This window comes from Rufibacter soli, assembly GCF_054781795.1.
The window spans coordinates 548,199-573,229 of record NZ_BAAGTS010000005.1; the positions used below are offsets into that span (position 1 = coordinate 548,199).

Consider the following 25,031-nt stretch of genomic DNA (forward strand, 5'->3'; position numbering starts at 1 on the left):
CAAGGAGAAAAGTGACACACGCGGGTAGGCCGCGACTCCAGCCTGCAGGCTTGGCAAGGAGGTAGTGGATAGTAATGGCTTAATGGCAAATAGAACAGCAGTCTCAATCGTTGGCCCCTAGGAACACCAGCAACGGCAATTAACAATCACCAATAAAGAAAAACCCGTTTCAAGCCTCTTTTCCCAAAAACACCTCCAAAACGATAAAGAGAAGAAATCCATGGTATCACCGCCCCTTACCTAAATTACGTATGCAATGCGTACCTTGCAACCCCAAGGCATTCCGTTGACAAAACCCACATGCGCTTAATCCACCACCCAGTTCTGGCCAATTACTACGTGACGTACCGGTGCAATGCCAAGTGCTCCTTCTGTGACATTTGGGAGAAGCCGTCGCCGTACATCCAGTTGGAAGACGTGCGCCAAAACCTAATGGATTTGCGCAAACTGGGGGTAAACGTGATTGATTTTACCGGCGGGGAGCCCTTGCTGCACCGGCAGATAGACCAGTTTCTGGAAGTGGCGCAAGAGCTAGGCTTCATCACCACCTTAACTACCAACGGACTGCTCTACCCCAAGTGGGCCGAGCGCCTGAAAGGCAAGGTAGACATGCTGCACTTCTCCCTGGACTCCGCAGATAAAACTGAGCACGATACGGGTAGGGGAGTAGCCTGCTTTGACTTTGTGTTGCAATCCATTGAGGTAGCCAAAAGCCTGGGCGAGCGGCCTGATATCCTGTTCACGGTGTTTAAGCATAACCTGGACCAGATAGAACGGGTGTACCAGGAAATCTGCCTGCCTAACAACCTCATGCTGCTTTTGAACCCGGCCTTTGAGTACAACCAGGTAGAAACCGGTGAGCAACTCTCTGAAGCCGAGTTGGATTACCTGGTCACCTTCAGCAAGCAGAAATGGGTGTACATGAACGAGGCTTTTGTGAAACTTCGCAAAGACGGGGGCAACCACATTGACAAACCGGTTTGCAAAGCCGCCAGCACCACGCTGGTGATTTCTCCGGAGAATGAATTAGTATTGCCGTGCTACCATTTGGGCGCGCAGACCTTCCCCATCAACGGCAAGCTGTATGACCTCTACAAGTCAAGAGAGGTGAAAGAATTGATTGCGCAGGAGGGACGCTTGCCGGCCTGTGAGGGTTGTACCATCAACTGCTACATGCAGCCCAGCTTTGCCGTTGAACTGAACAGCTACTGGTGGAAAGCACTGCCCAGCACGCTTAAATATAACCTTCGTAAGGGCACCTGGAAGAAAATGCTCTCCTAAGGGGTTGCATGGGTGACCTTCCGGATAAAGCCAATCATTTATAAATTATTTTAAAATATACCAATACCTGGAATGGTATATTCTGTATATTTTTCTTTGCTTTGGGTTAGCTAGTATAAGAGTTCCTCCATTCCCTCATTCCCTCAGGTATGCTTTTTCCCCCACTCCGGCTCTGGTTGTGTGCTTTGTTTCTTTTGGTGTCGCTGGCCGGCTTTTCTCAGGTTCCAGACAGTGCGTTCTTCACCGGAGAATTTAGCAAGACGCCGCTTCAGGAGGCGCTCCAGGAAATCCAAAAAAAGACTCCGGTGCGCTTTTACTTTGAGCCAGATTGGGTGAAAGACGTGACCGTGACCGGCCATTTTGAACAAGAAAATGTAAGGCAGGTAGTGGCCGCGTTGTTAGCGGAAACTGAATTGGAGGCTACCTGGTACCATGCCTACGCGGTGGTGATCTTCCCCTCGCGGGCCTCGCACCCAGCGGTGGTGTACAAAGACAAACAGGGGAAGGCCTTACCCCGCCTGCTCTTCGGGTTACCCAAAAACGTTAGTGATACTAAAAAGGTAGAGCTGCGCGGCCGACTTACCAATGCCAAAACCAATGAACCGCTGGTAGGTGCCACGGTAGCGGTACCCGCCCTGGCGGTGGGTGACCAAACCGATGCCAACGGTAATTACCGACTGCTTTTGCCCACCGGCGAGCACCTGGTAACCTTTAAATACGTGGGGCTGCTACCCGAGGAAAGACAGATCGGCCTCTATGCCGCCGGCACCCTGAACCTGCCCCTTTACCAGAGTGTGATTGCCCTGAACGAAGTAGAGATTAGGGGAGACCGGCCCGGCGACAGCAACGTGAACAGCGTGCAGGTAGGGGCCAACAAACTCAATATGGGCGTCATCCGGAAAATGCCCACTTTTTTGGGGGAGGTAGACGTGGTCAAAAGCGTGCTGCTGCTGCCGGGCGTGAGCTCGGTGGGGGAGGGCTCCTCGGGCTTTAACGTGCGGGGTGGGAGTGCGGACCAGAACTTAGTGTTAATGGGCCAGATTCCCATATACAACCCTTCTCACTTATTTGGTTTCTTCTCTGTCTTCAACCCAGACGTGGTCAAAGACCTAACCTTTTACCGGGGCGGTATTCCGGCGCGGTATGGCGGTAGGTTGTCTTCGGTGCTGGAGGTGCAGCAGCGCGAAGGAAAGGGCGGTAAACTGACGGGAACCGGAGGAATAGGCCCTATCACCAGCCGCCTGGCCCTGGAAGGCCCGCTGTTTTCTGAGAAAACCACTTTTCTGGTGGCCGGCCGGGCTGCGTACCCTAACTGGTTGCTGCACTCGCTCAAAGATAAGCGCCTGAAGGAAGGCCATGCCATGTTCTATGACGGTAACGCCAGTGTCAAGCATACCTTCAGCCCCAAAGATAACCTGACATTGAACGGCTATTTCAGCCATGATGCCTTCGGGTTTACTCAAGACAGTATTTACTCCTGGGAGAACACCGGGGTCTCACTCAAACATACGCACACCTTCAGTGACAACCTGCAGGGTTCATTGAGCGGAGTATACAGCAAGTACCGGTTTGCCATCACAGACAAAAGCCTGGGCAATGCCTCTGAGTTCAGCAACGGCATCTGGTCGGGGAGTCTGAAGGCAGCCTTTGTCTATGATGCTAAAAGACACCAATTCAACTTCGGGGCCGAAGCCACCCGGTATGGATTTCAGCCTGGTCAATTAAAACCTACCGAAGCTGGATCTGCCATTAATGAATTGGTCCTGCCCAAAGACCAGGCCCTGGAAACAGCCGCTTACATGAGTGGTGAATTTACCATTACCCCACAGTGGACGGTCATGCTGGGCCTGCGCTATTCCCTGTACCAGAACCGGGGCCCGGGTGAGGTCTACCTCTATGACCCTTCCCAGCACCGGCAGCAGCGCACCATTGCAGACACCTTACAGTATGGGGCAGGCAGCGCCATAGCCACGTACCATGGGTTGGAGCCCCGCGCCTCGCTTAAGTACAGCTTTACAGAGGCCAATTCGGTGAAAGCGGGGTACCAGCGCATGCGGCAATATACCCATCTGGTCTCGGGGGCTATGGCGGTAGCTCCGCTTGACTTCTGGCAGTCCAGCAATACCTACCTAAAACCCCAGCTCGCCGATCAGTGGTCCATAGGCTACTTCCACAACTTTGGGGGCAACAAAATAGAGTTCTCTCTGGAGACCTACTACAAGAAAATACAGAATCAGCTGGACTACAAAGAAGGGGCTGAACTGTGGCTGAACCCAGCCGTAGAGGCAGAACTGATACCAGGGAACGGGCGAGGCTATGGCCTGGAAATGCAGCTCTCCAAAAGGGAAGGCAACCTGACTGGGTGGGTAAGCTATACCTATTCCCGGTCTGAGCTGCAGGTGAACGGATTTTTCAAAGAGGAGAAGATCAACCAGGGGGCCTATTACCCTACCAACTATGACAAGCCGCATACCCTGTCTCTGGTGGCCAATTACCAGTTGACCAGAAGGTTGGGCTTTGCTTCTAATTTCACGTTCAGCTCAGGACGGCCTACCACAACACCCATTGGTTTATATGAAATGGAGGGCAACACCGTACCTATCTACGGAAATAGAAACCAAGCCCGCATTCCGGCTTACCACCGGTTGGACCTTTCCATGACCATAGAAACCAGCCACAAGAAAAATAAGAAATGGGAAGGCCGCTGGAACGTATCTGTCTATAATGTGTATGCCCGCCGCAACGCCTACTCTGTTTTCTTCAGGGATGATGCCTACGCCGCCCCGCAAGCCTACCGGCTTTCTGTGGTAGGCGTTCCGTTGCCTTCTATCACCTATGACTTTAAATTTTAATCCCCTATGCATAAGCAAAACATTGGTCTGGCAAAATATTTAATAGGGCTACTGTGCTTTCTGCTGGGGGGGTGCGTAGACCCGGTAGACCTGAAACCTACCCAGGAAGTGAGGTATCTGGCAGTGCAGGGCCTCATCACAGATGAACCCGGCCCCTACACCGTGAAACTGCAGATGACGGTGCCCTATGGTCGGCCCACCGGCAAAAAGGAAGAAGGCGTAAAGGGCGCGCAGGTGGTAATTACAGATGAACGAGGCGCGCACGAGGTACTGAAAGAGCAAGCCCTGGGCATCTTCAGGACAAGCCCAAATGGTCTGCGGGGCCGGGTAGGAGGTGTCTATACGTTAACCGTTACCTTAAAAGATGGCCGTACCTATCGCTCTACAGCCGAGGTGCTGGCCCCCGTGGCACCCATTGAGGACCTGCAGCTTGAATTCCAGAAGAAGCCCGTCTTTGACGGCGGGGCAGAGCCTATAGCCAACCAGCGGTTTGAGGCCTTTGTGCAAGCCAAAGACCCAGACAACGCCAAAAACTTCTACCGCTGGGAGTGGGAAGCGATTTACGAGGTATCTACCCAGCCCTGGGACTACGAAGAGGTGCCTCCTTTGGGCAGTGAACCCATCCCTAAACCTAAAAAGTGCTGCCAAACCTGCTGGGTCTATGATACCACCAACCTTATGGTGGTAGGGGCAGACCGCTTATTCAACGGTAATAAATTCAGGCAGCCAGTGGGTATTGTGCCCCTTACCGGTGAAACCATTAACGTGCGGTTACGGGTAGAGGCGGTGCAATATTCCCTTTCAGAAACGGGGTATGATTTCTGGGAAGACTTTATTGCTCAGACCCGTGGCATTGGCTCTGTGCTGGACCCACCCCCGGCCAATGCCAAAGGCAACGTGCAGAACACGGCCAATCCCCAGGAGCCGGTATTCGGTTATTTTGGTGCCTCAGCGGTCACCAGAAAGGCCGTGTTTGTGAACCGCGACGAAGTGCCCCAGGTGCCCGGCCTGCTGAAGTACCCGGATGATTGCCGCACTATTAAATTCAGTACAGAGATACGTCCATCTTTCTGGTAAGCGCATGAGCCTTTTTGTATCAATGAAACCCCGTTATAGGAAGCTGTCCCCGCAGGTTGTGTTCCTGGTTCTGCTCTTCACTTTGCTGGAAAGTAGCACCGTTTGGGCGTTGCCTAAGCCAGATAAAGACGCGCGCCAGGCACCTCCCAACGGGCGGGAGCAGGTGCACTTGCGGTTTTCCCAGCCCTTTTATGCCAGCGGTGACACGGTGAGGTTTAAGGCATTTATAGTGAAAGAAGGTTCCTTGCAGGCCTCTGCCAACAGCAAGGTGTTAGAGGTGAGTTTTAAGACTTCTTCCAGGGCCACGTCACAGCATCTCCGGTTTCCGATAGTGCAAGGCATGGCCGTGGGTGGCTTTGTGTTGGCAGATTCCCTGGCCCGGGGCCAATATGAGGTAACCGCGTATGGGGCTGGCCAGGCAGGGGAAAAAGAAGGGATTTTCAGGCAAAGGATAAGGGTATTGGGACCGGCCACAGAAAAAGCGAAGGCTGAGGAGTCTGCTGTAAGCTCTGTGACGCTAGAAGGCTTCCCCGAGGGCGGCCGACTCATTGCCGGCGTAGAAAATAAACTGGCCCTTAAAGCAACAGACCAGAACGGCACCCCAACGGCAGCAACAGGGAACATCACCGCATCAGACGGTAGCATCACCAGCTTCCAGACAGATGCGAACGGCCAGGGGTTCATCCTGCTTACCCCACCTGAAGCAGGGGCCTACCAAATAACGCTGGAAAACCAGAAAGTCCCGGCATTGCTAAAGCTGCCCGCAGTAGAACCTCTAGGTATTGCCCTGCGGATTTCTGCTACCACAGATAGTCTGCTACAGATCAAGTTGCTGCCAAGCCCCAACTGGCTAAAAAACGTCTCAGATAAAAATGTGCGGGTAACCGTGATGGCCGGTGACCGGGAGTTAATGATCCTGGGAACGAAAGTAACCCAGCCGCAAGGCGTCCTGCTCAAGATAACCCGGCAGAGCCTACCCGCCGGCCCTTTAAAAATGATCGTGACCAATGCCAGGGATCAGATAGAGGCCGAGCGGTATCTCATCTTTGGGCATCTGCAACAAGTAAAAGTACACCTGAAAACAGACCGGGTAAGCTATGGCCGGAGGGAGCCGGTGCGCCTGACCGCCCACGTGACGGATGCCGCCGGGAAGCCCTTAGAAGCGTCTTTGTCTTTTGTGGTGCGTACCCGCGGGCAAGTGCAAAACCAGGCTATGGAGGCGGAGTTTATCAAAGGAGCAGTACCCGCGTACCCGCTGGCGGAGTTAGGGGCGGGCCCGGCCTTCCAGTCTACCCAGGAATGGGCCTTGCTGGTGGAGGGTGCGCCCACTGTGGTTTTACCGGGGAAAAACCTGGAACCTAAAGAGCCCGCTACCGCCCAGCCCTACGCTGGGATGACCTTAGCAGGACGGATTTTAGATGCCAACCAACGCCCCCTGCCTGCGGCTACGGTGCTTCTGTACAGCCGCGCCAGCACCGAACCTATGTTTCAGGTGACAGATGGCGCAGGCCACTTTTCCTTTCAGTCCTTGGAATTCAATAACCCCGGGCATTACGTGACCGAGGTCCTGCGTGGAGGCCTCAGGCTGAAGGAGGCCGTCATTGAATGGGCCCAGGGGCCGAACGTAGAGCCAGTAGCGCCCTTACCCCTAAAGGTAACCGAACAGGAGGCCCTATACCTGCGGCAGGCAGCCATTCGGGAACAAGCCCATTTGCTGTTCACGAGGAAACAGGCCCAAGCCCAAACCGCTGCGCCAGACACCATACCGTCTGCCCTACTGGGTGCGCTGGGTCGCCCGGATAAGTCGTATGATCTAAGCCAGTATACTCCTTTTAAAGACCTGGCGGACATGGTAAAGGAAACCATTCCCTTGGCCAGTGTGGTAGGGAACGGCCAGGTGAAAGAAGTACGCATTTTCTCCCCTGAAAAAGCCGGCGCCCGGTATCCAGAGCATCCTTTGTACCTGGTGAACGGCCAACCTGTCTCTAACAATGAGTGGGTGTTGAACTTGCCCGGCGCTGCCATTAAGCAAATTGACCTTTTCTATACCCAAAGCAAGCTTAGTAACATAGGGTTGATTGGCAGATACGGGGTCTTGTCCATCACTACTCACCCGCCGTACCCCCAACCCCAGGAAATGCAGGACAACAACTCCTTTACCTGGACCGGCCTGACAACGCCCTTTACGTTCCAGACGCCTTCCTATGAGTATACGCTGCCCCGGCCCGACCCAGACTTCAGAAGCCTGCTGTATTGGGCCCCGGCAGTTAAAACCAACGCCGCAGGTGCTGCTACCCTGGTTTTCTATACCTCAGATGACGTAGGAGAGTTTGAGGTGGAAGTAGAGGCATATCACCCCAAGGGGCTGGTAGGTTCGCAGCGCCAGGTATTTACCATTGTGGCTTCCTTTTAGACTAGGCTTTTCCCTTAGATGATCCTATAAATAAGTAAGCCCTTTGCAGGTAAATCATTTACAGGAGACTTTTGTGGGAGGGGCCGCAGAGGCAACACCAAAGCCGTTTTGGGCCTGTTTTTAGAAAAATAGGCCCAAAACGGCTTTGGCGTTTCTTAGAATGGCGTGCTACCAGTTATCTTTGGTGCCGTTGCCTGTTTCTGATTTTAATGCTTCACCTAAACTAAAATTGCCATGCCCTTGCTTCTTCCCGTGAAAGGTATCCACCCGGTGGTAGGTAATGATTGTTTCATTGCCCCCAATGCCACTATTGTAGGCGACGTGGTACTGGGCGACCAGTGCACCGTGTGGTTTAACGCCGTAATCAGGGGAGACGTGCACCGTATCCGCATCGGGAACAAAACCAACATCCAGGACGGCGCCGTGATTCACTGTACTTACCAGAAAGCCCCAACCACTATAGGCAACAACGTGAGCATAGGCCACAATGCGCTGGTACACGGCTGCACCGTACAGGATGATGTCTTGATTGGCATGGGTGCCATTGTCATGGACAATGCCGTAGTAGAGCAGTATTGTATTGTGGCGGCCGGGGCCGTGGTGTTGGAGAATACCATCTGTGAGAGCGGCCATATCTATGCCGGGGTACCCGCCAAAAAAGTGAAAGCCTTAAGCCAGGACCAGATATCCGGCATGGCCAAAACCGCTGATAATTATGTGATGTACGCCAGCTGGTTCCAGGACGGAAAAGAAATACCAGAGACCACCAGCCCGGATAACAAATAAGGACTTCCTCTCCATTTTATTAGAAAAGCCCTTTCCCGTTTTAAGCCCATTTTCAGAAAAACGGGCTTAAAACGGGAAAGGGCTTTTTGATTTTTAACTTGGTTAAAGAAGCAACGCAGCTGGTAGCGGCGCAGGCAAACGGAAAGACCTTCAGGAAGAAGCGCTTAGGAAGAGGATTGCCGTTTTTAACAGTGCCTACGGGAGATGCGTATAGAGAGAGAAGCTTCTGTGAAGGAGGCTTATCTTTCACCTAAACGCATGACTATGAAAAGGATCAGCAAGAACATAGCTAAGATGGCGCTCGCCGCATTTGCGGTGGCTTCCTTGGCCTTTACCGCCTGCGGCGAAGGACCCGCCGAGAATACCGGCACTACTTCCTCTGAGGACATGGTAGAGGGTGCCGACGGAGGCATTGACTCAGTTAGTTTGCCGGCGGACACCACCAAAAACCACTAATCAAGTCGTCGGGTCCCACTACGGGGCCCGACGTTCTGTTTTGAGGCAGTTTTTCAGAAATCGGGCTTAAAACAGAATTACTTTTTCTGGCACAGCAAGCATGGGCGGTACCTTATAGTTTAGTGATAGCCAGGGCAATGTCTGTCCCCACTGAGACCACGGTAAAACGGCACATTCCAGCTTTAGCCTCTGCCTTGAATTGCTCCCGCAAGGTTCCCGCCAGGGTTTCCCAGACAGATACTTGATAACTGCCCTCCTGCAAAAAAGGGACTTGCACATCTACTGAGAGGGCTGGGGCGCCCGGGTCTACCAGGCGTTTGCGTTGGTAGCGAGCGTTATGGCGAAGCAGCCACACCACCGCCTGCCGGTCATCGGCGCATCCAAACACCGCAAAACCTGCCTCAGATATCTTAATTTCCTGGTTGAGGTTCTTGCGGGTAAAAGTGGGCCAGTGGATGAAGGGTAGGAAACCGGCCATGCTTTTCTGGGCCTGGCGCATGCCGGGGGTAAGCGTGTGTGGGTGCCGGTAAGGCCAGCGTAGGCCTCCGCCCGCCCCGCCAGAGGCCAGGTGCGCCCATTGTATATGCCTGAAACACTCCTCGTCAAACCCTGTGGCCAGCGTGTAGCGCCGGTTCTTGAACAAGTGGATGGGCCCGTGCTCGCTGTCAAAGAAGGGCCGGTTGGCCGGCGAATGCGCTAAGGCCTCGCGTACCAGTTCGCCCACTTTCAGGGCGGGGTCAATGGTGTTTCTGGGGTGGTCCAGAACTGCGGGGTCATAGAAATGGGTGCTGGAGAAATCTAGCAACGGGTGCCGGAAAATAGTATCGGCCAGGTCTGGGTGCGTGTGCAAGGCCGGCCCGAAAAGGGAAATGGTTTGCGGGTGAGACCTGCCGTACAGCTGAAGTTCCAGCTCGCGCACATGCTGGCTCAGCTCAGCGGCCACGGCCGGGAAGCGCGCCACGCTGTTGCCCATGTGGGTAGGGTGCATCTCGTTCCAGAGGTCCCAGGCAAAGAGCGCCCCGCTGCCGCCCCACCGCTCCACCACAAAAGTAAGCCGGGCCTTAATGGCCGCTACGGTCTGGGGGCACAACAGAAGTTTGCGTCTGCCAGCGCAAGGCCCGCCCTGGTGCTGGCTGTAGGGGTGGTGTTTCCAGCGCCGCCACATCCAGAAGGTGTCAAAGGGGGTGAGCAAAATACGTAGGCCATGTTTGGCGCAGAGCGCGAAGAGGTCATCCCATAGCCGCACCATGTTGGGTTGAAATCGGCCCACTGGCTTCTCAAAATAGCGGTTTTCGCCTTGGGCGTACTCCAGCATGAGCCGTAGGCAGGTGACGCCGTGTTGAGTGAGGTACACCAGGTATTCTTCTACCGCGGCCAGGTTCTTGCGCCGGAAAAGGCCTTCCAACTCGGGCCAGGTAATGGCGTCATTCTGGCCAACCGGGGTCCAGGGCAGGCCATCGTCGGTGATAAAATAGGGAGCGTCTGGGGCCACCTGTACCCAGGGAATGGCAGGCGCTGAAAGTGGGGAAAGCATCATCAAAGCCAGGTTCCGGAAAAAGAGGGCGGCAGTGCCAGAAACAGAGCCTGCCTGCCCGGGAACCTACTGTGCAAAGGTACGGCACTAGTTTCTGTAAACCTTAAAGAGTAAGGCTTGTAGGGTACAAAAAGAGGAAAGCGGTTGTCCGGAGGCCGCCTGCCCCGGGCGGGATTACCCTATAAACTGGTTGATGAAGCGCATGAAAGGGCTGTTGCTGTCCATGAACATTATTTGCATGAGCACAAAGGACAAGACAGACACGATGAAGCCTACCATGAAAAAGAAGTAGGCAAAACGCAGGCTGGTGTATTTCCGTTGCAGCACCTTACCCAAGAAGTAATTGTCTGTGATCATGCTTCCGTAGAGGGTCTTGTTTTTAGACATCAGGTCCAGGATGCCGTTCTCATACTCCAGCAGGCTCATGCTATGGAAGTCTCCAAAAAACATGAGGTTAATTTTGTCAGAATGGGCGTTGTGGGGCTCTTGTTGGGGCGAAGGGCTTTTCTTGATGCGGGGCATGGTCACCAGAATGGCCAGCACCATGGTGATCAAGGAGGTGAGCAGAAATAGAATGCCGGGCACTATCAACTCTGGCTCCGTATCCAGCTTTCTGAACAGCACTGAAAGCAGAATGGACACGATGATGGAGTTGATGGTGAGCAGAATGTGCGCCTTGTTATCGGCCATATCGCTTAGGCGCATCTGGTTGGCGGCCGTGATCCGGAACATGGTGTCCACGCCCCTCCGCGACCGCTCAGACTTGTCTTTTTTTATTTTCCCGTCGGGGCCTCCTAGGCCCTCGTTCATGTCAGCCATTGCGCTGGTTTTGCTAAGTAGATACTGATGATGGCTGCTGGGCTTGCCCAACAGTTGAGAGGAGGCAAACCTTACTGCCAACCGTTCTATACTGGCTTTTGGCCTTGAGGTTGAGGCCGGCGGCGGTTTTCTTTTTTCTGCAGGGCAAAGCCCAGCGGTTTAGGGGAGCTGCAGATGCCGTAGGGCCAGAAAGCACAGCGCCACCGAGCCAGACACGCAGATTTCGCCGCTGAGCACCTTTGGCAGAACCTGGTCCAGGGGCACTTTCACCACTTCAATGTCTTCGGTGGGGTCCAGCACCTGGGCCTGCTCAATGCGCACGTTCTGGGCCAGGAACAGGTGCAGCCGGTTGGTGTCTTTGGCGGGGTTGTCATGAAGCACGCCCAAGGGGATAAGCGGCTGGGTGAGCACGGCGCCGGTTTCCTCCAACAGCTCCCGGGTGGCTGCGTCTTCGGCCACTTCCTGGTCCGGGAAAAAGGAACCGGCCGGCACTTCCAGGAACACCTTACCGGCGGCGTGTTTGTATTGGCGCACAAAAAGCACCTCGTTCTGGGCGGTTACCGGAAAAACCATGGCGCCGTCTGGGCGTTCACTCACAAAGAAATCATCCACCACGTGGCCGTTAGACAGTTCCACCTCATCGCGCCGAAGGGTGTACCATTTGTGTTTGAAGGCAATATTGGAACGCAGTAATCGCCAGGGGCGGGGAGTGGTAGGCATTTGAATTTTATATAAACTGGTACGTTGTTGTTTTGGGCCTGTTTTCTCAAAAACGTGCCTGAAACGACCTGCTCCTTTTTAGTGCTGTGGCGGGGAAACCAGAAGGAAGGAAAACAGACGCTAGCCCGTGTACGCAAAACAGGATAGTAAAAGTTATATATACAAGCCTTGGTTTTGCTCTTTTGAGAATAGGGTAGGATTGGGGAGAAATCTGTATCTTGGTTTTATGGGAAGGCGTGCGCCAGAAATTGGACCTGCGTGCCCCTGAGAGCTTTTATGCTGATGGTATGTTTATGAAAAGAATCCTGCTATTCTTGCTTTGTCTGGTGAGCGTTTCTGCGGTTGCGCAGGACTGGAATAAGAAAAAGTGCGCCGTGGTGTTAACCTATGACGATGCCCTCAATGTGCACCTGGACCAGGTGGTGCCCGCCCTGGACTCTTTTAACTTGAAAGGCACTTTTTACCTGACCGTGGCGGCCGCACCCTTCGCTAACCGCCTGCCTGCCTGGAAAAAAGTGGCCGCCAACGGGCATGAACTCGCCAACCACACGCTTTTTCACCCTTGTGACGGCACCCGGCCCGGCCGGAGCTTCGTGACCCCCGACTATGACCTGGCCACGTACTCCGTGCGCCGCATCACAGATGAGATCAAGATGACCAACACAGCCTTGGCGGCGCTGGACGGCAAGAAAGAACGCACCTTCGCCTATCCCTGCGGCGACACCCAGATTAACGGCGTGTCTTACCTAGACGGCATAAAGAATGAGTTTGTAGCCGCCCGTGGCGTGCAGAGCGAACTGGTTTCTGGCAAAAACACCAACCTCTACACCATAGGCTCTTACATGATTAATGGCCAAACCGGCGATGAGTTAATTGCGCTGGTGAAAAAGGCCCAGGAGACCAACAGCATGATTGTGTTCCTGTTCCACGGTGTAGGCGGCGAACATTCCCTAAACGTGTCTTTGGCCGCCCACCGCCAGCTGTTGCAATACCTGAAAAAGAACGAAAAACAGATCTGGACCACCACGTTTCTGGAAGCCGCTAAGCACTTGAAGGGCAAAGCCACGGCTAAGAAGTAGGGCGGGGTATTTGGAAGGGGAGCGTTTTAGTTTTGGGAAGGTTCCTTGTTACTTTAGCTCATCCGTGTCCCAGTGTAGTGGGTTATCCTGGATATACTCTGAGATTCTGGCGTAATCTTTTTCATCTCTGATGATATGTTCCCAGTAGTTGCGTTGCCACAATCTTGCTTGAAATGGTGGCCAAGCCTTTGATTTTACGCCTCGGGTGTAATGAACCGTTGTGATAGATTTGAAGGTGCTAATGATAGTACCAACCGTAGGGGCAATCCCTTGTGGTTGCCCTTGTACTGGCAACCCGTACTCAGCCTGCTCTTTGGATTCTGCGGCCTCCACCGCATTTTGGGCAACCACAAGGGTTGCCCCTACTATTTCAATTATGCCATGGAAATGATTGGGCATGAAAACATAGTCATGGAGTACTATAGAATGGAACCGCTCCGGTAGAGACAGCCATTCTTTTTCCACCATTTTCCCGGCCTCATTTAAGACTATCTTGGAATCAGCAATCTTCCCGAACAGGTAAAGTTTATCTTGTGTACATAAGGTTATGAAGTACCTGCCAGCCTGCGTATAATCATAACTCTTGAGCCTGATAGATCTCCGGTGATGCTGAAGTGGGTTATAGGGCATACCTCTATCAATTATAAACCAGTTCCATCTAGCTGTTCTTTTCACTGGCAACTGCACAAGGGCAACCACAAGGGATTGCCCCTACTTCTAAATTGAAAGCTTACTTTTAGCTGCACTTTAGACGTTATATTAGGCCAACAGTTCCCTCGCTTAGGTCAACATATCAAATGTCAATTTTACCATCCATCGCTTAAAACCGTTTCGGGCCTGTTTTTCTAAAAACAGGCCCGAAACGGTTTTACCATATAAAAAGAAATGGTTGGCTTTCTAGGCTTATAATTCAGGACTCAAGACTCAGAACTGTTGCGCATAGCGCAGTAAAACTACAGCAGGTCGTCGCGCTTGTCCTCAGTGACGGTGAGTTGCACAGATTCTACGTTGCGTTCGGTTTTTTCCAGAACCTTGAATTCATACACGCCCTGTATAACCGTGTCACCAATCTCTGGAATACGGCCGAAGATCATGTTGATGTAGCCGCCAACGGTTTCATAGTCTTCGCCTTCGGGCAGCGGGTAGGGGAGGTCATCGTTGGCGTCCTGGATAGAGGCGGCGGTGCTTACTTTAAACTCAAAGTCGCCAATTTTCTCAATGTGCGGCACTTCCTCATCATATTCATCCTGGATCTCGCCTACCAGTTCCTCAATAATATCTTCAATGGTGACAATGCCAGAGGTGCCGCCAAACTCATCAGAGACCACGGCAATATGGTTGCGGTTGCGCTGGAAGTCTTTTAACAGACGGCTTATTTTCTTGGTCTCGGGCACAAAATAGGCTGGGCGCATGAGTCTCTCCAGGCTTACCTGTTCACCGGCCCGCAGCACCACCAGCAAATCTTTCACATACAGGATGCCCACAATATTGTCTATGGTATCACGGTAAATGGGCATGCGGGTGTAGCCTTCGTTGAACACCACCTCAAAGATCTCGTCTTCAGAGGCGTTAAGGTCCAGGGCAATGAGTTTGGTGCGCGGCACCATGATCTGCTTGACCATGCGCTCGTTAAACTCAAACACGTTTTCAATGAGTTCCTGCTGACTACCGCCAATCTCGCCGCTCTCGGCGCTTTGCTCAAACAAAAGCCGAAGCTCTTCTGCGGTGTGGACCTCAGAGCCATGCATGGGGGTAATGCCAATCTGCTTGAGTATGAAATTGGAGAACCCATTCAGCACCCAGATAAAAGGCAGCAGCACGTAATACACAATCCTGAGCGGAATAGCCACGGCCAGGGCAGTGGACTCCGGGCGTTGAATGGCCAGGGATTTAGGCGCCAACTCGCCAAACACAATGTGCAGGACGGTGATCACGGCAAAGGAAATAGGCAGGGCTATTTTGTGGGCCAACACCGGGTCTGGCGCCACGCCTAGGGCGTTCATGATGCCAATGATTACCTCAGATACCACGCCTTCGCCAATCCAACCAAGGCCCAGGGAGGCCAGGGTAATGCCCAACTGGGTGGCGGACAGGTAGGCATCCAGGTGCCCAATCATGTGGTAGGCAATCTTGGCCAGTTGGTTTCCGGCCTGGGCCCGAAGCTCAATCTGCGAAGCCCGTACTTTCACCAAGGCGAACTCGGCGGCCACAAAAAAACCATTCAAAGCAACCAGCAGAATGGTGAGGAGGATATTGAGGAACATAGTTTTAGGCGCCCTTCAGTAGTATAAAAGAGGCGCTTGCATCAAATTTAGTGGTTTATCAGCACTATCAAAGAGATAATGTTCGTTTCCTGTACGGGAATTGCCAGAGAAAGTAAGCCACCTTCCCTTAAGTAAACCAGCCCTTTGGCGCGGTATGTTCGGGTTTACGGGGTATTTATTGTAATTTGCCCTCTCTAACACAGAAGCAAAAAATAAATGACCATAGATTGGAAACGCGCCATTGGGTTGCTGCTGCCGTTGTTCTTACTGCTGGCCGTGGCCCAGGCGCAAGTGCTCAAGCCGGCCTCTTGGAGTTATGACGTCTCTGCCAAAGAAGTAAAGGTAGGCGAAGAGGTAGAGCTTCTTTTCAATGCCAAGATAATCCCAGACTGGTACCTGTACTCCTCAGACTTTGACCCCGAACTGGGTCCTATTGTCACCACCTTCACGTTTCAGAAACACCCTTCCTACGCGCTTGTGGGCAAGATAAAGCCGGTCAACCCCAAAAAGAAGTTTGACCAGATGTGGGGCGGGGAGTACACCTATTTCACCAAAACAGCCCAGTTCAGGCAACGGATAAAAGTGCTGCAGCCCACCCTGGTGGTGAAGGGAAGCTATGAGTACCAGGTGTGCTCAGAGGTGAACGGCCAATGTATTCCCGGCGAAGACGATTTTCAGTTTACCCAAATCATGGTACTGCCGGGCGCCCCTGCCGCTACTCCGGCACAAAACCCTACTACCGACGCTGCCACCACGCCCACGCCCGCTCTTAGCGGAACCACGGCGGCCAGCCCGGCAGCCCCGGCCACTTCCGCCGCCACCACAACGGCTGGTACCACTGTGACCCCAGATTCCGCAGCCGTAGGTACTACTTCTTCCCCAGCCGCTTTCTCAGATTCTTCTGCTACCAGTACTGCCCAACCAGCATCTGCGGCCGCCGTTGTTGCCGCAGATAATACCGCTGGAGTACCTGCGCAGGAAGGCCTTTGGGAGTTTATGATTGGCGCGTTTCTGAGTGGGTTGATTGCCCTGCTCACGCCCTGCGTGTTCCCCATGATTCCCATGACGGTGACGTTCTTTACCGGCGGAAGCGCCAACCGGGCCAATGCCATTATAAAGGCGCTGGTTTACGGCCTTTCCATCATCGCGTTCTATACCCTTATTGGTACGCTGGTAGCCAAACTGGCCGGGCCCGAGGTGGCCAATTTCCTGAGCACGCACTGGATCCCGAACGTGCTGTTCTTTGTGGTGTTTCTGCTCTTCGCCATGGCGTTCCTGGGTATGTTTGAGATCACCCTGCCCCATTGGCTGGTGAACAAAGCTGATGCCCAAGCCGACAAAGGCGGGTACTACGGCGTGTTCTTCATGGCCATTACCTTGGTATTGGTGTCGTTTTCCTGCACCGGCCCTATTGTAGGATCTATTCTGGTGATGTCTGCCGGCGGAGAGACGCTGAAGCCCATTGCCGGGATGTTTGCCTATTCCCTGGCTTTTGCGTTGCCGTTTACCTTGTTTGCTATCTTCCCTAACTGGCTAAGCTCATTGCCAAAATCAGGTGGTTGGCTTAACTCTGTGAAGGTTTGCCTTGGCTTTATTGAACTGGCGCTGGCCCTCAAATTCCTGAGCATCGCTGACCAGGTCTACCATTGGCGTCTGCTGGACCGTGAGGTGTACCTGGCCCTCTGGATCGTGATCTTTACCTTAATGGGTGTGTACCTATTAGGGAAGCTCAAGTTCTCGCATGACTCAGACCTGCCGTACCTGGGCGTGCCGCGCCTGTTACTGGCTATTGCTACCTTCTCATTTGTGGTATACCTGATTCCGGGCATGTTTGGGGCGCCTTTGAAAGCGTTGGCCGGTTACCTGCCGCCGCAGTCCACGCTGGACTTTGACTTATCGGCCAGCCGGGGTGAAGCGGCTGCTACCCCTTCTACGCTTTGTGATACCCCAAAATACGCGGATTACCTGGAGCTACCACATGGGCTGCAGGGGTACTTTGACCTGGAGCAGGCCAAGAAATGTGCCGCCGAGCAGGGCAAGCCCATCTTCATTGACTTTACGGGCCACGGCTGCGTGAACTGCCGCGAGATGGAGGCCAACGTCTGGTCAGACCCGCAGGTACTCAAGCGCCTGCGCGAAGACTACGTGATTGCCGCCCTTTACGTAGATGACAAAACCGAACTGCCCCAAAACGAGTGGTACACCAGCACCTATGACCAGAAGGTGAAAAATACGCTGGGTAAAAAATACGCCGATTACCAGATTACCAAATTCAATGTGAACGCCCAGCCTTATTATGTGCTCATGGATGAAAACGAGAACATGCTGGTGAAGCCGGTGGCCTATGAGAAAAGCGTGCAGAAGTTTGTGGAGTTCCTGGATGCCGGGGTAGCTGCCTACAAGGCCCGCCAGACCGCCCCATAGCCGCACTTGTTTTCCTTTGCCAGCGCGCCTCTGCGTTTTGAGCCTGTTTTTTAGAAAACAGGCTCAAAACGCAGAGGCGCGCTCTTTTTAATTATTTTTGGTAAGTAGCCTCACTTCGTCTTACCTTTCATGCTTCTACCTAACAGTACAAACCCAAAATCCTGCTATGGAGCCTGCTGCCACCCCTGAAACCCTAATCACCAATGATGCCGTTGTGCTGGGGATTCTGGTCATGATTCTTGCCTTTGTGTTCACCACGTCTTCCAGTGACCGGCCATTTTTCCGGAAATTCTATTCAGTGGTGCCTTCCGTTTTGCTATGTTACCTCATTCCCAGCGTGCTGAATTCTATGGGCGTGATCAACGGCGAGAAATCTAACCTCTACTTTGTGGCCTCGCGGTATTTGCTTCCCGCCAGTTTGGTGCTTTTCACCGTTAGCCTTGACCTGAAGGAAATCTGGAAGCTGCGCCACAAGGCAGGCCTTATGTTCATTACCGGCACCGTGGGTATTATGATTGGTGGGCCATTGGCTATTTTGATAGTCTCTTTCTTCGCGCCCAGCGTGGTGGGTGGGGCTGGTCCCGATGCCGTTTGGCGCGGACTTTCTACCATTGCCGGCTCCTGGATTGGCGGCGGGGCCAACCAGTTGGCCATGAAAGAGATATTCAACCCTAGCCCCACCTTGTTTTCGGCTATGATTGCCGTAGACGTGGTTATGGCCAATATCTGGATGGCTCTGTTGCTTTACGGAGTGGGCAAGGTAGACAAAGTGAATGCCTTCTTTAAAGCAGACACTACCGCCGTAACAGAGTTGCAGGACAAAATAGAAGCCTACCGCCTCAGCATCATGCGCATTCCTACGCTCTCAGACACCATGGCCATTGTGGGCGTGGGGTTAGGGGTGACCGGTATTGCCCACTTCTTTGCAGATATTATTGCCCCCTGGATAGAAACCAACGCCCCTTACCTGGAGCAGTACAGCCTTACCTCGGGCTTTTTCTGGCTGGTGGTGCTGGCCACCGCCTTTGGTATTATCCTGTCCTTTACCCGCGCCCGTAAGCTGGAAGGGGTGGGCGCCTCGCGCATTGGCAGCGTGTTCCTTTACATCATGGTGGCCACCATTGGTATGCAGATGAACCTGTTGGCCATTTTCAGCAATCCCGGCCTGTTCCTGGTGGGCTTTATCTGGCTTCTGATCCATGGTGCTTTGCTGGTGATTGTGGGCCGGTTAATCAAGGCGCCGTTCTTCTTCTTTGCCGTGGGCAGCCAAGCGAACGTGGGCGGCGCGGCCTCGGCTTCCATTGTGGCGGGCGCTTTCCATCCGGCCCTGGCCCCGGTGGGTGTATTGCTAGCCATTCTGGGCTACGCCATTGGTACCTACGGCGCCTACCTGAGTGCGCTGGTCATGCAGATAGTAGCCCCGCAATAGCGTTTCGGGCCCGTTTTTAGGAAAACAGGCCCGAAACGCTATTTCTCATAATACTGGTCCCTGAACTCCTGCTTCTGTCTTAGGTATTCGGGGTGGTCTTTGGCCTTAAACCAATACTCCTTGAAAATGGCCGCCGCCTGGGCTTTCTCGTTGGTGAGGGCGTCCTTGGCCTGGGGCAGCACGTCATTGCCTTTGTTGGCGCTCCCCGAGGAATAGGGGTAGGCCAGGCCTTCATTGTTCGCCCCCGGCGTTTCCTCATACTTACGGCCGCTCTTGTGGTTGGCATAGCGCCGGGCCCGGGTAAAGCCCATCTGCAGAAACTTGCGGGCCATGTCAGCACCCACAAACTCATGCCGGCGCAGGTAGTCCTCAAAAAGGGCGTAGATTTTCTGGGCCGAGGCGGTGGCCACCTCCGGGTCTTTGAAACGCCAATGGGGCAGAATCTCGCTTTTGTAGGGCTCAACCAGCAACACGCCCTGTTCGCCTACGCCCACGCGGTACAGCTCGGGGTGCTCCCGGAAATCTACGGTCTTGAAGTCAAGGGAATAATTGAAGCTGTTTTTGGCCATGGTGAATTGACATACGGGAAAGCACCTTCTTTGGGCGTGTTTGCGTATGCGAGGTAAAAACTGTATTTATACCTACTATGAAACGATACCACCTGTTACCCTTATCCCTGCTTCTTTTCTGTATGGGTTTTCTGGCTTCCTGTGACACTACGCCCCGCGAGCGGAAGGAAACCGTGGCCCGCGAAGTAGACCAACTGGATGAACGCGCCGCCGACCTGGCCAACAAAACCAAGAACGAAGCCCGGGAAGTGCGCGAAGCCCTGGCTCGTCGCAAAGCCGAGGAAAAGGAACGCAAAGCCCGCGGTCCGGTACCTGGCAAGCAACTCCAGATGGAAGAAGAACTACTGGGTAACTATAAATACCTATCCAGCGTGTCTGCCGACAGCCTGCGTGACGCCTACGTGTATTTCTTGCAACAAGTGCGCGACCGCAACAAAACCTGGACCATGGAAGACTGGGACTACGCCAACGCCATCTACAAACGCCTCAATGACCGCGAGCGGCAACTCCATGACGATATCATTCTTCGGCATGCCACCAAGATCAAGGCCCTCCAGGCAGAATACGTGGCCCTGGAGAAACGCGCCGACGTGCGGGATTACCAACGGGTAAAGAAAGAGCAAAAACAGCCGTAATTCCTTTAAGGAGGATCACAAAGAGAAATCCCGTTTTGGGCCTGTTTTCTGTAAAACAGGCCCAAAACGGGATTTCTGGTTTTCAAGGTTTACTACTTTTTAGGCGGAAGCAAAAACAGCTTCACTTTTCCTTCCTGGGCAATCAACTTGGCCTGGGGAAATTTGGGTAGCACATCTTTCTCCCGAATCGGCATCATCAGCTCGGGGTGCTCCAGGATACCATTATTGATTAGCAGGAAAACGGTGTCTGCCTTTTGTACGATGCTGGAATCAGCTGATTTATACGGGAGGTAGGTATAGTTTTTAGGCACCTCATAGCCGTAGAAGTATGGGTGCATACGGGCCATCATGGAATCGGTGACCACCACGTGGGTACCAGTGGGGTTGGAAAGGTGCTGGTCAATGATTTGCTTCTGCTCAAAATAATAAGACACCGTGGGTTTGGTTATAAAATACGCCGGTCTGATCAGGCAAACTAATAGCACTGCTGCCAACCCCAGCCAGTGCGGCACCGGACGTCGCCAGAGAAACAGGGCCGTGAAAAATAGCGCAAGAGGTAGGTACATAGTCCACATGGTGCCTTCTGCCAGAACCGTAAAGACCAGAAAAAGACCGGCCAGCAAGGCATACGAAGACCGTTGGCCCCAGGCCCGCTCTACCGCCAGCGCCCCCGCCAGGCAGAAGGCAGGTAGCAAAGGGTGGAACATACGCGGCACCAAAGGCATGGGTTTGTAAAAATCTACAGTGGCCGTCCCGAACCAGATGGGCAGCAGCATGCTTAGGAGGGCCATCAACCAAAAGCTGTGGGTCTTGGCCTGCGCCACCAGCCGGGGCCGGGGCACGCAAAGGAAACATAACGCAATAAACGCCAGCGGAATACCAAGGCCAGAGCCAATGAAAAACAGCAAAGGCTGGTAGGTGAGCCGGGGCAGCAACGTGGCAGATCTGGTGTCCAGATAGGCCTGTTTGGTTTCAACGGTGTTGGTGGCGGCAATGTCCTCAAACCGTTGCCAGGCGTTGCCGGCGTACAGCTTATACAGCAGGAAATACACCCCCAACAGCAATGCCCCAGACAAAATAGCGGCTGCCCAGAAGTGCAGGTTCTCTTTGCGCAGCAGATGGTAGAGAAAGATGACCAGGTAAAAAGGGGCGGCGTAGACAATGGTCTCCTTGGTAAGAAAGGCCAGCAGGTTGAGCACCGCAAACAAAACGCCATAGCCAATTTCTGCTGAAAGGCTGGGGAGTGGCTTTCGGGCCTTGTAAAGCACCAGCAGGCAGGCCGTGGAGAAGAACAGCAGAATATTGTCGGGGTAGAGGTAGTTGACGGTGTTCAGCTGGAAGTAGTAAAAGCCCATGAGCACCAGCGCCCAAGAGGTGGCCACGGGGTGGCTCTTCCGGAAGGTGAGGAAGATGGCCAGGTAGGTGCCCAGCGTGCAGAGCAACGGCCAGAGCGTGGTGGTGTAGACGTTCATGCCCCAGAGCCAGTAGAAGAGGGCCGTGGGCACAAAGACCATGAAGCGGTGGCAGAAAGAGTAATCGTCAAAATGGAAGCCGCCGTGCAGCAATTGGTGCGCGTACAGGCCGTAAGAGAAATCATCGCCGAAGTAAAAGCCCTCGTGCTCCGCAAAAAAGTACAGCAGCGTAAAGCTCACGGTTAGCAGAAACCAGAAGAGCGGACTTTCGCCAAGGCGGCGAAAAAAGGTGAAAGAGGCGGTTACCAACGGGAATTTTGCTTTTGGAAGGCGGAAGTTCGGGAAACGGGTTGGGCAATGCAAGGAAACTAGGTTTTGGTATTTCCCGAAGAAAGCCTGAACTTTAGAACTTGCTTACACTTAAACCGTTGGCGTTTTCGTTAAGGGCATGACGCATCCTATTTAAGAGTGAATACATGAGGGCAATTTTTACGCGTTTCTTCTTTCTTTTTCTGTTGCTGGGCGTTTCCCGGGCTTGGGCCCAGGACATGATTGACACCCGCCTGAGCTATAATTATCTGGATAAGTTTGAGTTTACCGATGAATGGCAGTACCTCACCACCGATATGTACCTGCTCAACGCCGGGCAGTTTTCTAAGGTAATTAATGAACTGGAGCAGGGCACCACCAAAGCCCGCCGCCGCGACTACATCAACCTGGAATCCTTGTTTATCTCGGCGCAGCTCAAGAACGCCAAGCTGTTTGGACAGGATCCCGTGGTGTACCCCCTCTATAACTTTGCCGTGGAGCCGCCTTCCGGCAAGAAAGACTACTCCACCCGCATCTCAGACAACATTGACGCCATCAGGATCATTGACAAGCTACCCCTGGCCGCCGATGAACGCAACATTGACGCCGTCATAGACGCAAAACTGTTCACCTCAGACAGCCGTGAGGTGTTCTTCAACATCATTGCCAACCAGCTTACCAACATTGCGAAGCAGATGACCCCGCAGGCCGCCATGCTTTCTTTGGTAGGGGAGTTTGGCAACCTTATCAGGAATACCGCCATGCGGAAGGAATATAAGTTCAGCTCCACCATTAGGCTGTATGAGGGGCAGAACTTTGACACGCGCCTGCACTCCGTGCGGGTATATGTGTTCGTGCCATCATTTGCCAAGCTGCCGGCCTTGCGTACGCCTAGACTGACGGAGTTGCTGAGCAACAGCCCGCAGGGGTTTGAACGCCAGAAGCTGGAGGCTGCCCTTAACTTCAAGGATTACCCGGTGTTGGTGGTGGCCAACTATAAGTCATTGTACCGCATGGACGCTTTGTCTGGCAGTGAGATTACCACCGAGACCATTGAGAAACGCCGTATACGCATTGAGCAGGCCTACACCGCCGGTCTGGTCACCGATGATGCCTACAAGCAGGAAAAGCTGTTCGTGGAGTTTCTGCGCAACTTCTCTGACCTCAAACAGAACCTCAACAATTACCGCCTCAACTATAAAAACAACAGCCCCGAGGCTAATGCCAAAACGCTGTTCGCGGTGATACAGGACTACAAGCGCCTAAAAACCCTGGCCGGCCAACGGGACCGCGAGTTCGCCCGCAACAGCACCTACCAGCGCATCTTTAAAAATGAGTACCAATCTATTCTGGCCTCTGCCGACGGGTATCTGGAGTCTGACCACAACCTCAAAAACGGGAAAGAGCTGGTGAACACCGTGCTGGACCTGGACCAAGAGCAAAGCAAAGCCATAACGGTGGCGCAACGCGAGAACTACCTGAACAAGCTTTATTCTGTGGAACTGCCCAACCCCCAGTTTATGGCCAGCACCCTGGAGGGCGAGGGTATTTCGCGCCACATGAACCGCCTGGAGACGGCCCAATTCAATGACGTTTACGCCAAAGAGGTAGGCAGATTGAAAGAGGCGCCGCCCACTGAGGACAACATTTCCTTACGGAACGCCTTGCTGGAAAAAGCCAATAACACCAAGTGCCGCAGCTGCCGCGAAGAGGTAAAGCAGGCCGCCCGCCAGTTCAACCAACGCCTGGAAGAGCAAACCCTGGACCGCGAGCGCGAGAAGTACCGCGACTTGCACGCCCAGGCCGAGCGCAAGATCATCCTGTACCTCAAACAAGGCGCTTGCATGGACACTTCTATAAAGACGCAGTTCTCCTCAGAAGGCGCCCTGCCGGCCCACATCCAGCGCATCCAGGAACGCAAAGTAGAACTGACCAAACAGGTGTCTGAATTGGAAGTGCTGGTAAAAGAGCCCGCCCCTGATAGCAAGACCTCTCTGCTTCGGGAGTTTAACCAACGGGTCTTCGGGTTGCTCCGTACCCTGGACCAAGGCTTTGCCGATCTCTGCGCCGCGGAAAAAAGCCTGTGCGGCTGTGAGTAGAGCCAAGGGTTGTAAGATTTAAGACAGAGGCTTTTGACTTCGCCTTGGCTTCCATTTAAAAGAATGCTTTGCCTCAAGGTATATAGGATACTGTTTTAAACCTTTTTTTTAAAAAACAGGCTTAAAACAGAAAAGCCGCCCTTATCCAGGAGCGGCTTTTCTGTTTATAAAAATAAGGAAGGGTAGCTTATGCTAACTGACCATCTAATTTCTGGGCCAAAACGTTCTTAGGAACGGCACCCACTTGCTTGTCTACCACTTGTCCGTTCTTGAAAACCAACAAGGTAGGAATGCTCCGGATACCAAACTTGGCAGAAGTCTGCGGGTTGGCATCTACGTCTACTTTACCAATGATCACGCGGCCTTCATAGTCGCCGGCCAATTCTTCCACTACCGGGCCTACCATGCGGCAAGGGCCGCACCATTCTGCCCAGAAGTCAACCAGCACTGGTTTATCTGAATTGATGATTTCTTCGAAGTTCGCGTCTGTGATTTCTATTGCTTTATTTGCCATGTTAGTAATGCTTGAATTCTTGTATATGGTAAGGTTCACTGTTCAAAAATAGAACCAACTCTTAACTGACAGTAAAGCTACTGATTTTCTGTCATGTGAGTCAATATCCTTAAGGATACCTGTTGTAAGCCTGTTTTCAGAAAAACAGCCCCAAAACAGTAGTATATCTACTGGTTGCAGCTAAAAAAGGTTGGAGCTACACGGGGCTATGCCTCGTGACAGGATGGCATAAGGACTAGTTTCTGGGAATTATGCTAGCAGGATAGGGATTCTCTTGAAAGGAGGTGCCGGGGATGGATTTTTGGGCGGGCCTTAAAAAAGACAAGGCTTTTCTAGTAGAAAGAGGTGGAAGCCAACTT

The 25,031-nt window shown here is 53.2% G+C and carries 19 protein-coding genes; 11 read left to right on the forward strand and 8 right to left on the reverse strand.

Annotation, left to right across the window (positions count from 1 at the left end; genetic code table 11):
- Positions 1-300 precede the first annotated feature (300 nt).
- From ACYVJQ_RS16630 to ACYVJQ_RS16655, 6 genes are all read left to right on the forward strand, one after another.
- Positions 301-1,281 (forward strand): radical SAM protein, encoded by a 981-nt coding sequence (locus ACYVJQ_RS16630; protein WP_460894234.1) that lies wholly within the window; start codon positions 301-303, stop codon positions 1,279-1,281.
- Between the two features lie 149 nt (positions 1,282-1,430).
- Entirely contained in the window at positions 1,431-4,133 is a 2,703-nt protein-coding gene (locus ACYVJQ_RS16635) for a TonB-dependent receptor (protein WP_460894235.1), read from the forward strand.
- A gap of 6 nt (positions 4,134-4,139) precedes the next feature.
- A complete protein-coding gene (locus ACYVJQ_RS16640) occupies positions 4,140-5,210 on the forward strand; it encodes a DUF4249 domain-containing protein (protein ID WP_460894236.1) in 1,071 nt (356 codons plus the stop codon).
- A gap of 4 nt (positions 5,211-5,214) precedes the next feature.
- Complete coding sequence (locus tag ACYVJQ_RS16645; protein WP_460894237.1) at positions 5,215-7,623, forward strand: hypothetical protein; 2,409 nt, start codon at positions 5,215-5,217, stop codon at positions 7,621-7,623.
- A 234-nt stretch (positions 7,624-7,857) separates the two neighbouring features.
- Positions 7,858-8,409 (forward strand): gamma carbonic anhydrase family protein, encoded by a 552-nt coding sequence (locus ACYVJQ_RS16650; protein WP_460894238.1) that lies wholly within the window; start codon positions 7,858-7,860, stop codon positions 8,407-8,409.
- A gap of 258 nt (positions 8,410-8,667) precedes the next feature.
- On the forward strand, positions 8,668-8,865 hold the full coding sequence (locus tag ACYVJQ_RS16655; protein WP_460894239.1) for a hypothetical protein: 198 nt from the start codon (positions 8,668-8,670) through the stop codon (positions 8,863-8,865).
- 112 nt (positions 8,866-8,977) lie between these two features.
- Here the strand turns inward: ACYVJQ_RS16655 and ACYVJQ_RS16660 are convergent, their stop codons facing one another.
- From ACYVJQ_RS16660 to ACYVJQ_RS16670, 3 genes are all read right to left on the reverse strand, one after another.
- On the reverse strand, positions 8,978-10,402 hold the full coding sequence (locus ACYVJQ_RS16660; RefSeq protein WP_460894240.1) for a glycoside hydrolase 5 family protein: 1,425 nt from the start codon (positions 10,400-10,402) through the stop codon (positions 8,978-8,980).
- Positions 10,403-10,573: 171 nt separating this feature from the next.
- Positions 10,574-11,218 (reverse strand): Pycsar system effector family protein, encoded by a 645-nt coding sequence (locus ACYVJQ_RS16665; RefSeq protein ID WP_460894241.1) that lies wholly within the window; start codon positions 11,216-11,218, stop codon positions 10,574-10,576.
- A 159-nt stretch (positions 11,219-11,377) separates the two neighbouring features.
- The gene (locus tag ACYVJQ_RS16670; protein WP_460894242.1) at positions 11,378-11,938 is read right to left on the reverse strand and encodes an NUDIX hydrolase; all 561 of its coding nucleotides are present in this window, start codon (positions 11,936-11,938) and stop codon (positions 11,378-11,380) included.
- Between the two features lie 293 nt (positions 11,939-12,231).
- Between ACYVJQ_RS16670 and ACYVJQ_RS16675 the strand changes: the two genes are divergently transcribed.
- The gene (locus ACYVJQ_RS16675; protein WP_460894243.1) at positions 12,232-13,017 is read left to right on the forward strand and encodes a polysaccharide deacetylase family protein; all 786 of its coding nucleotides are present in this window, start codon (positions 12,232-12,234) and stop codon (positions 13,015-13,017) included.
- Between the two features lie 48 nt (positions 13,018-13,065).
- On the opposite strand, the gene ACYVJQ_RS16680 is transcribed toward ACYVJQ_RS16675, so the two are convergent.
- Complete coding sequence (locus ACYVJQ_RS16680; protein ID WP_460894244.1) at positions 13,066-13,647, reverse strand: transposase; 582 nt, start codon at positions 13,645-13,647, stop codon at positions 13,066-13,068.
- A gap of 323 nt (positions 13,648-13,970) precedes the next feature.
- On the reverse strand, positions 13,971-15,281 hold the full coding sequence (locus ACYVJQ_RS16685) for a hemolysin family protein (protein WP_460894245.1): 1,311 nt from the start codon (positions 15,279-15,281) through the stop codon (positions 13,971-13,973).
- A 216-nt stretch (positions 15,282-15,497) separates the two neighbouring features.
- On the opposite strand from ACYVJQ_RS16685, the gene ACYVJQ_RS16690 reads away from it, so the two are divergent.
- Both ACYVJQ_RS16690 and ACYVJQ_RS16695 read left to right on the forward strand, forming a co-directional pair.
- Positions 15,498-17,705, forward strand: coding sequence for a protein-disulfide reductase DsbD family protein (locus ACYVJQ_RS16690; RefSeq protein ID WP_460894246.1), 2,208 nt, complete (start codon positions 15,498-15,500; stop codon positions 17,703-17,705).
- A gap of 166 nt (positions 17,706-17,871) precedes the next feature.
- Positions 17,872-19,134, forward strand: a complete 1,263-nt coding sequence (locus ACYVJQ_RS16695; RefSeq protein WP_460894247.1) for a DUF819 family protein — start codon at positions 17,872-17,874, stop codon at positions 19,132-19,134.
- A gap of 38 nt (positions 19,135-19,172) precedes the next feature.
- Here ACYVJQ_RS16695 and ACYVJQ_RS16700 read toward each other — a convergent pair whose 3' ends face one another.
- Positions 19,173-19,703, reverse strand: coding sequence for a DUF4385 domain-containing protein (locus tag ACYVJQ_RS16700; protein ID WP_460894248.1), 531 nt, complete (start codon positions 19,701-19,703; stop codon positions 19,173-19,175).
- Between the two features lie 77 nt (positions 19,704-19,780).
- Here ACYVJQ_RS16700 and ACYVJQ_RS16705 point away from each other — a divergent pair, with 77 nt between their 5' ends.
- Positions 19,781-20,338, forward strand: coding sequence for a hypothetical protein (locus tag ACYVJQ_RS16705; RefSeq protein WP_460894249.1), 558 nt, complete (start codon positions 19,781-19,783; stop codon positions 20,336-20,338).
- A gap of 92 nt (positions 20,339-20,430) precedes the next feature.
- Here the strand turns inward: ACYVJQ_RS16705 and ACYVJQ_RS16710 are convergent, their stop codons facing one another.
- Positions 20,431-21,990 carry an ArnT family glycosyltransferase gene (locus ACYVJQ_RS16710; RefSeq protein ID WP_460894250.1) on the reverse strand — a complete coding sequence of 520 codons (1,560 nt, stop codon included), beginning with the start codon at positions 21,988-21,990 and terminating at the stop codon, positions 20,431-20,433.
- Positions 21,991-22,226: 236 nt separating this feature from the next.
- Here ACYVJQ_RS16710 and ACYVJQ_RS16715 point away from each other — a divergent pair, with 236 nt between their 5' ends.
- Entirely contained in the window at positions 22,227-24,158 is a 1,932-nt protein-coding gene (locus ACYVJQ_RS16715) for a hypothetical protein (protein ID WP_460894251.1), read from the forward strand.
- A gap of 187 nt (positions 24,159-24,345) precedes the next feature.
- Here ACYVJQ_RS16715 and trxA read toward each other — a convergent pair whose 3' ends face one another.
- Positions 24,346-24,672, reverse strand: a complete 327-nt coding sequence (gene trxA / locus ACYVJQ_RS16720; protein WP_048921359.1) for a thioredoxin — start codon at positions 24,670-24,672, stop codon at positions 24,346-24,348.
- Between the last annotated feature and the right edge of the window lie 359 nt (positions 24,673-25,031).

Bases quoted from the DNA above. Each gene is read 5' to 3' on its own strand.
- ACYVJQ_RS16695 (WP_460894247.1), top strand. From the start codon at position 17,872: ATGGAGCCTGCTGCCACCCCTGAAACCCTAATCACCAATGATGCCGTT.
- ACYVJQ_RS16645 (WP_460894237.1), top strand. From the start codon at position 5,215: ATGAGCCTTTTTGTATCAATGAAACCCCGTTATAGGAAGCTGTCCCCG.
- ACYVJQ_RS16670 (WP_460894242.1), bottom strand. From the start codon at position 11,938: ATGCCTACCACTCCCCGCCCCTGGCGATTACTGCGTTCCAATATTGCC.
- ACYVJQ_RS16700 (WP_460894248.1), bottom strand. From the start codon at position 19,703: ATGGCCAAAAACAGCTTCAATTATTCCCTTGACTTCAAGACCGTAGAT.
- ACYVJQ_RS16630 (WP_460894234.1), top strand. From the start codon at position 301: ATGCGCTTAATCCACCACCCAGTTCTGGCCAATTACTACGTGACGTAC.
- trxA (WP_048921359.1), bottom strand. From the start codon at position 24,672: ATGGCAAATAAAGCAATAGAAATCACAGACGCGAACTTCGAAGAAATC.
- ACYVJQ_RS16650 (WP_460894238.1), top strand. From the start codon at position 7,858: ATGCCCTTGCTTCTTCCCGTGAAAGGTATCCACCCGGTGGTAGGTAAT.
- ACYVJQ_RS16690 (WP_460894246.1), top strand. From the start codon at position 15,498: ATGACCATAGATTGGAAACGCGCCATTGGGTTGCTGCTGCCGTTGTTC.
- ACYVJQ_RS16705 (WP_460894249.1), top strand. From the start codon at position 19,781: ATGAAACGATACCACCTGTTACCCTTATCCCTGCTTCTTTTCTGTATG.
- ACYVJQ_RS16675 (WP_460894243.1), top strand. From the start codon at position 12,232: ATGAAAAGAATCCTGCTATTCTTGCTTTGTCTGGTGAGCGTTTCTGCG.
- ACYVJQ_RS16660 (WP_460894240.1), bottom strand. From the start codon at position 10,402: ATGATGCTTTCCCCACTTTCAGCGCCTGCCATTCCCTGGGTACAGGTG.
- ACYVJQ_RS16640 (WP_460894236.1), top strand. From the start codon at position 4,140: ATGCATAAGCAAAACATTGGTCTGGCAAAATATTTAATAGGGCTACTG.
- ACYVJQ_RS16685 (WP_460894245.1), bottom strand. From the start codon at position 15,281: ATGTTCCTCAATATCCTCCTCACCATTCTGCTGGTTGCTTTGAATGGT.
- ACYVJQ_RS16635 (WP_460894235.1), top strand. From the start codon at position 1,431: ATGCTTTTTCCCCCACTCCGGCTCTGGTTGTGTGCTTTGTTTCTTTTG.
- ACYVJQ_RS16655 (WP_460894239.1), top strand. From the start codon at position 8,668: ATGACTATGAAAAGGATCAGCAAGAACATAGCTAAGATGGCGCTCGCC.
- ACYVJQ_RS16665 (WP_460894241.1), bottom strand. From the start codon at position 11,218: ATGGCTGACATGAACGAGGGCCTAGGAGGCCCCGACGGGAAAATAAAA.
- ACYVJQ_RS16680 (WP_460894244.1), bottom strand. From the start codon at position 13,647: ATGCCCTATAACCCACTTCAGCATCACCGGAGATCTATCAGGCTCAAG.
- ACYVJQ_RS16715 (WP_460894251.1), top strand. From the start codon at position 22,227: ATGAGGGCAATTTTTACGCGTTTCTTCTTTCTTTTTCTGTTGCTGGGC.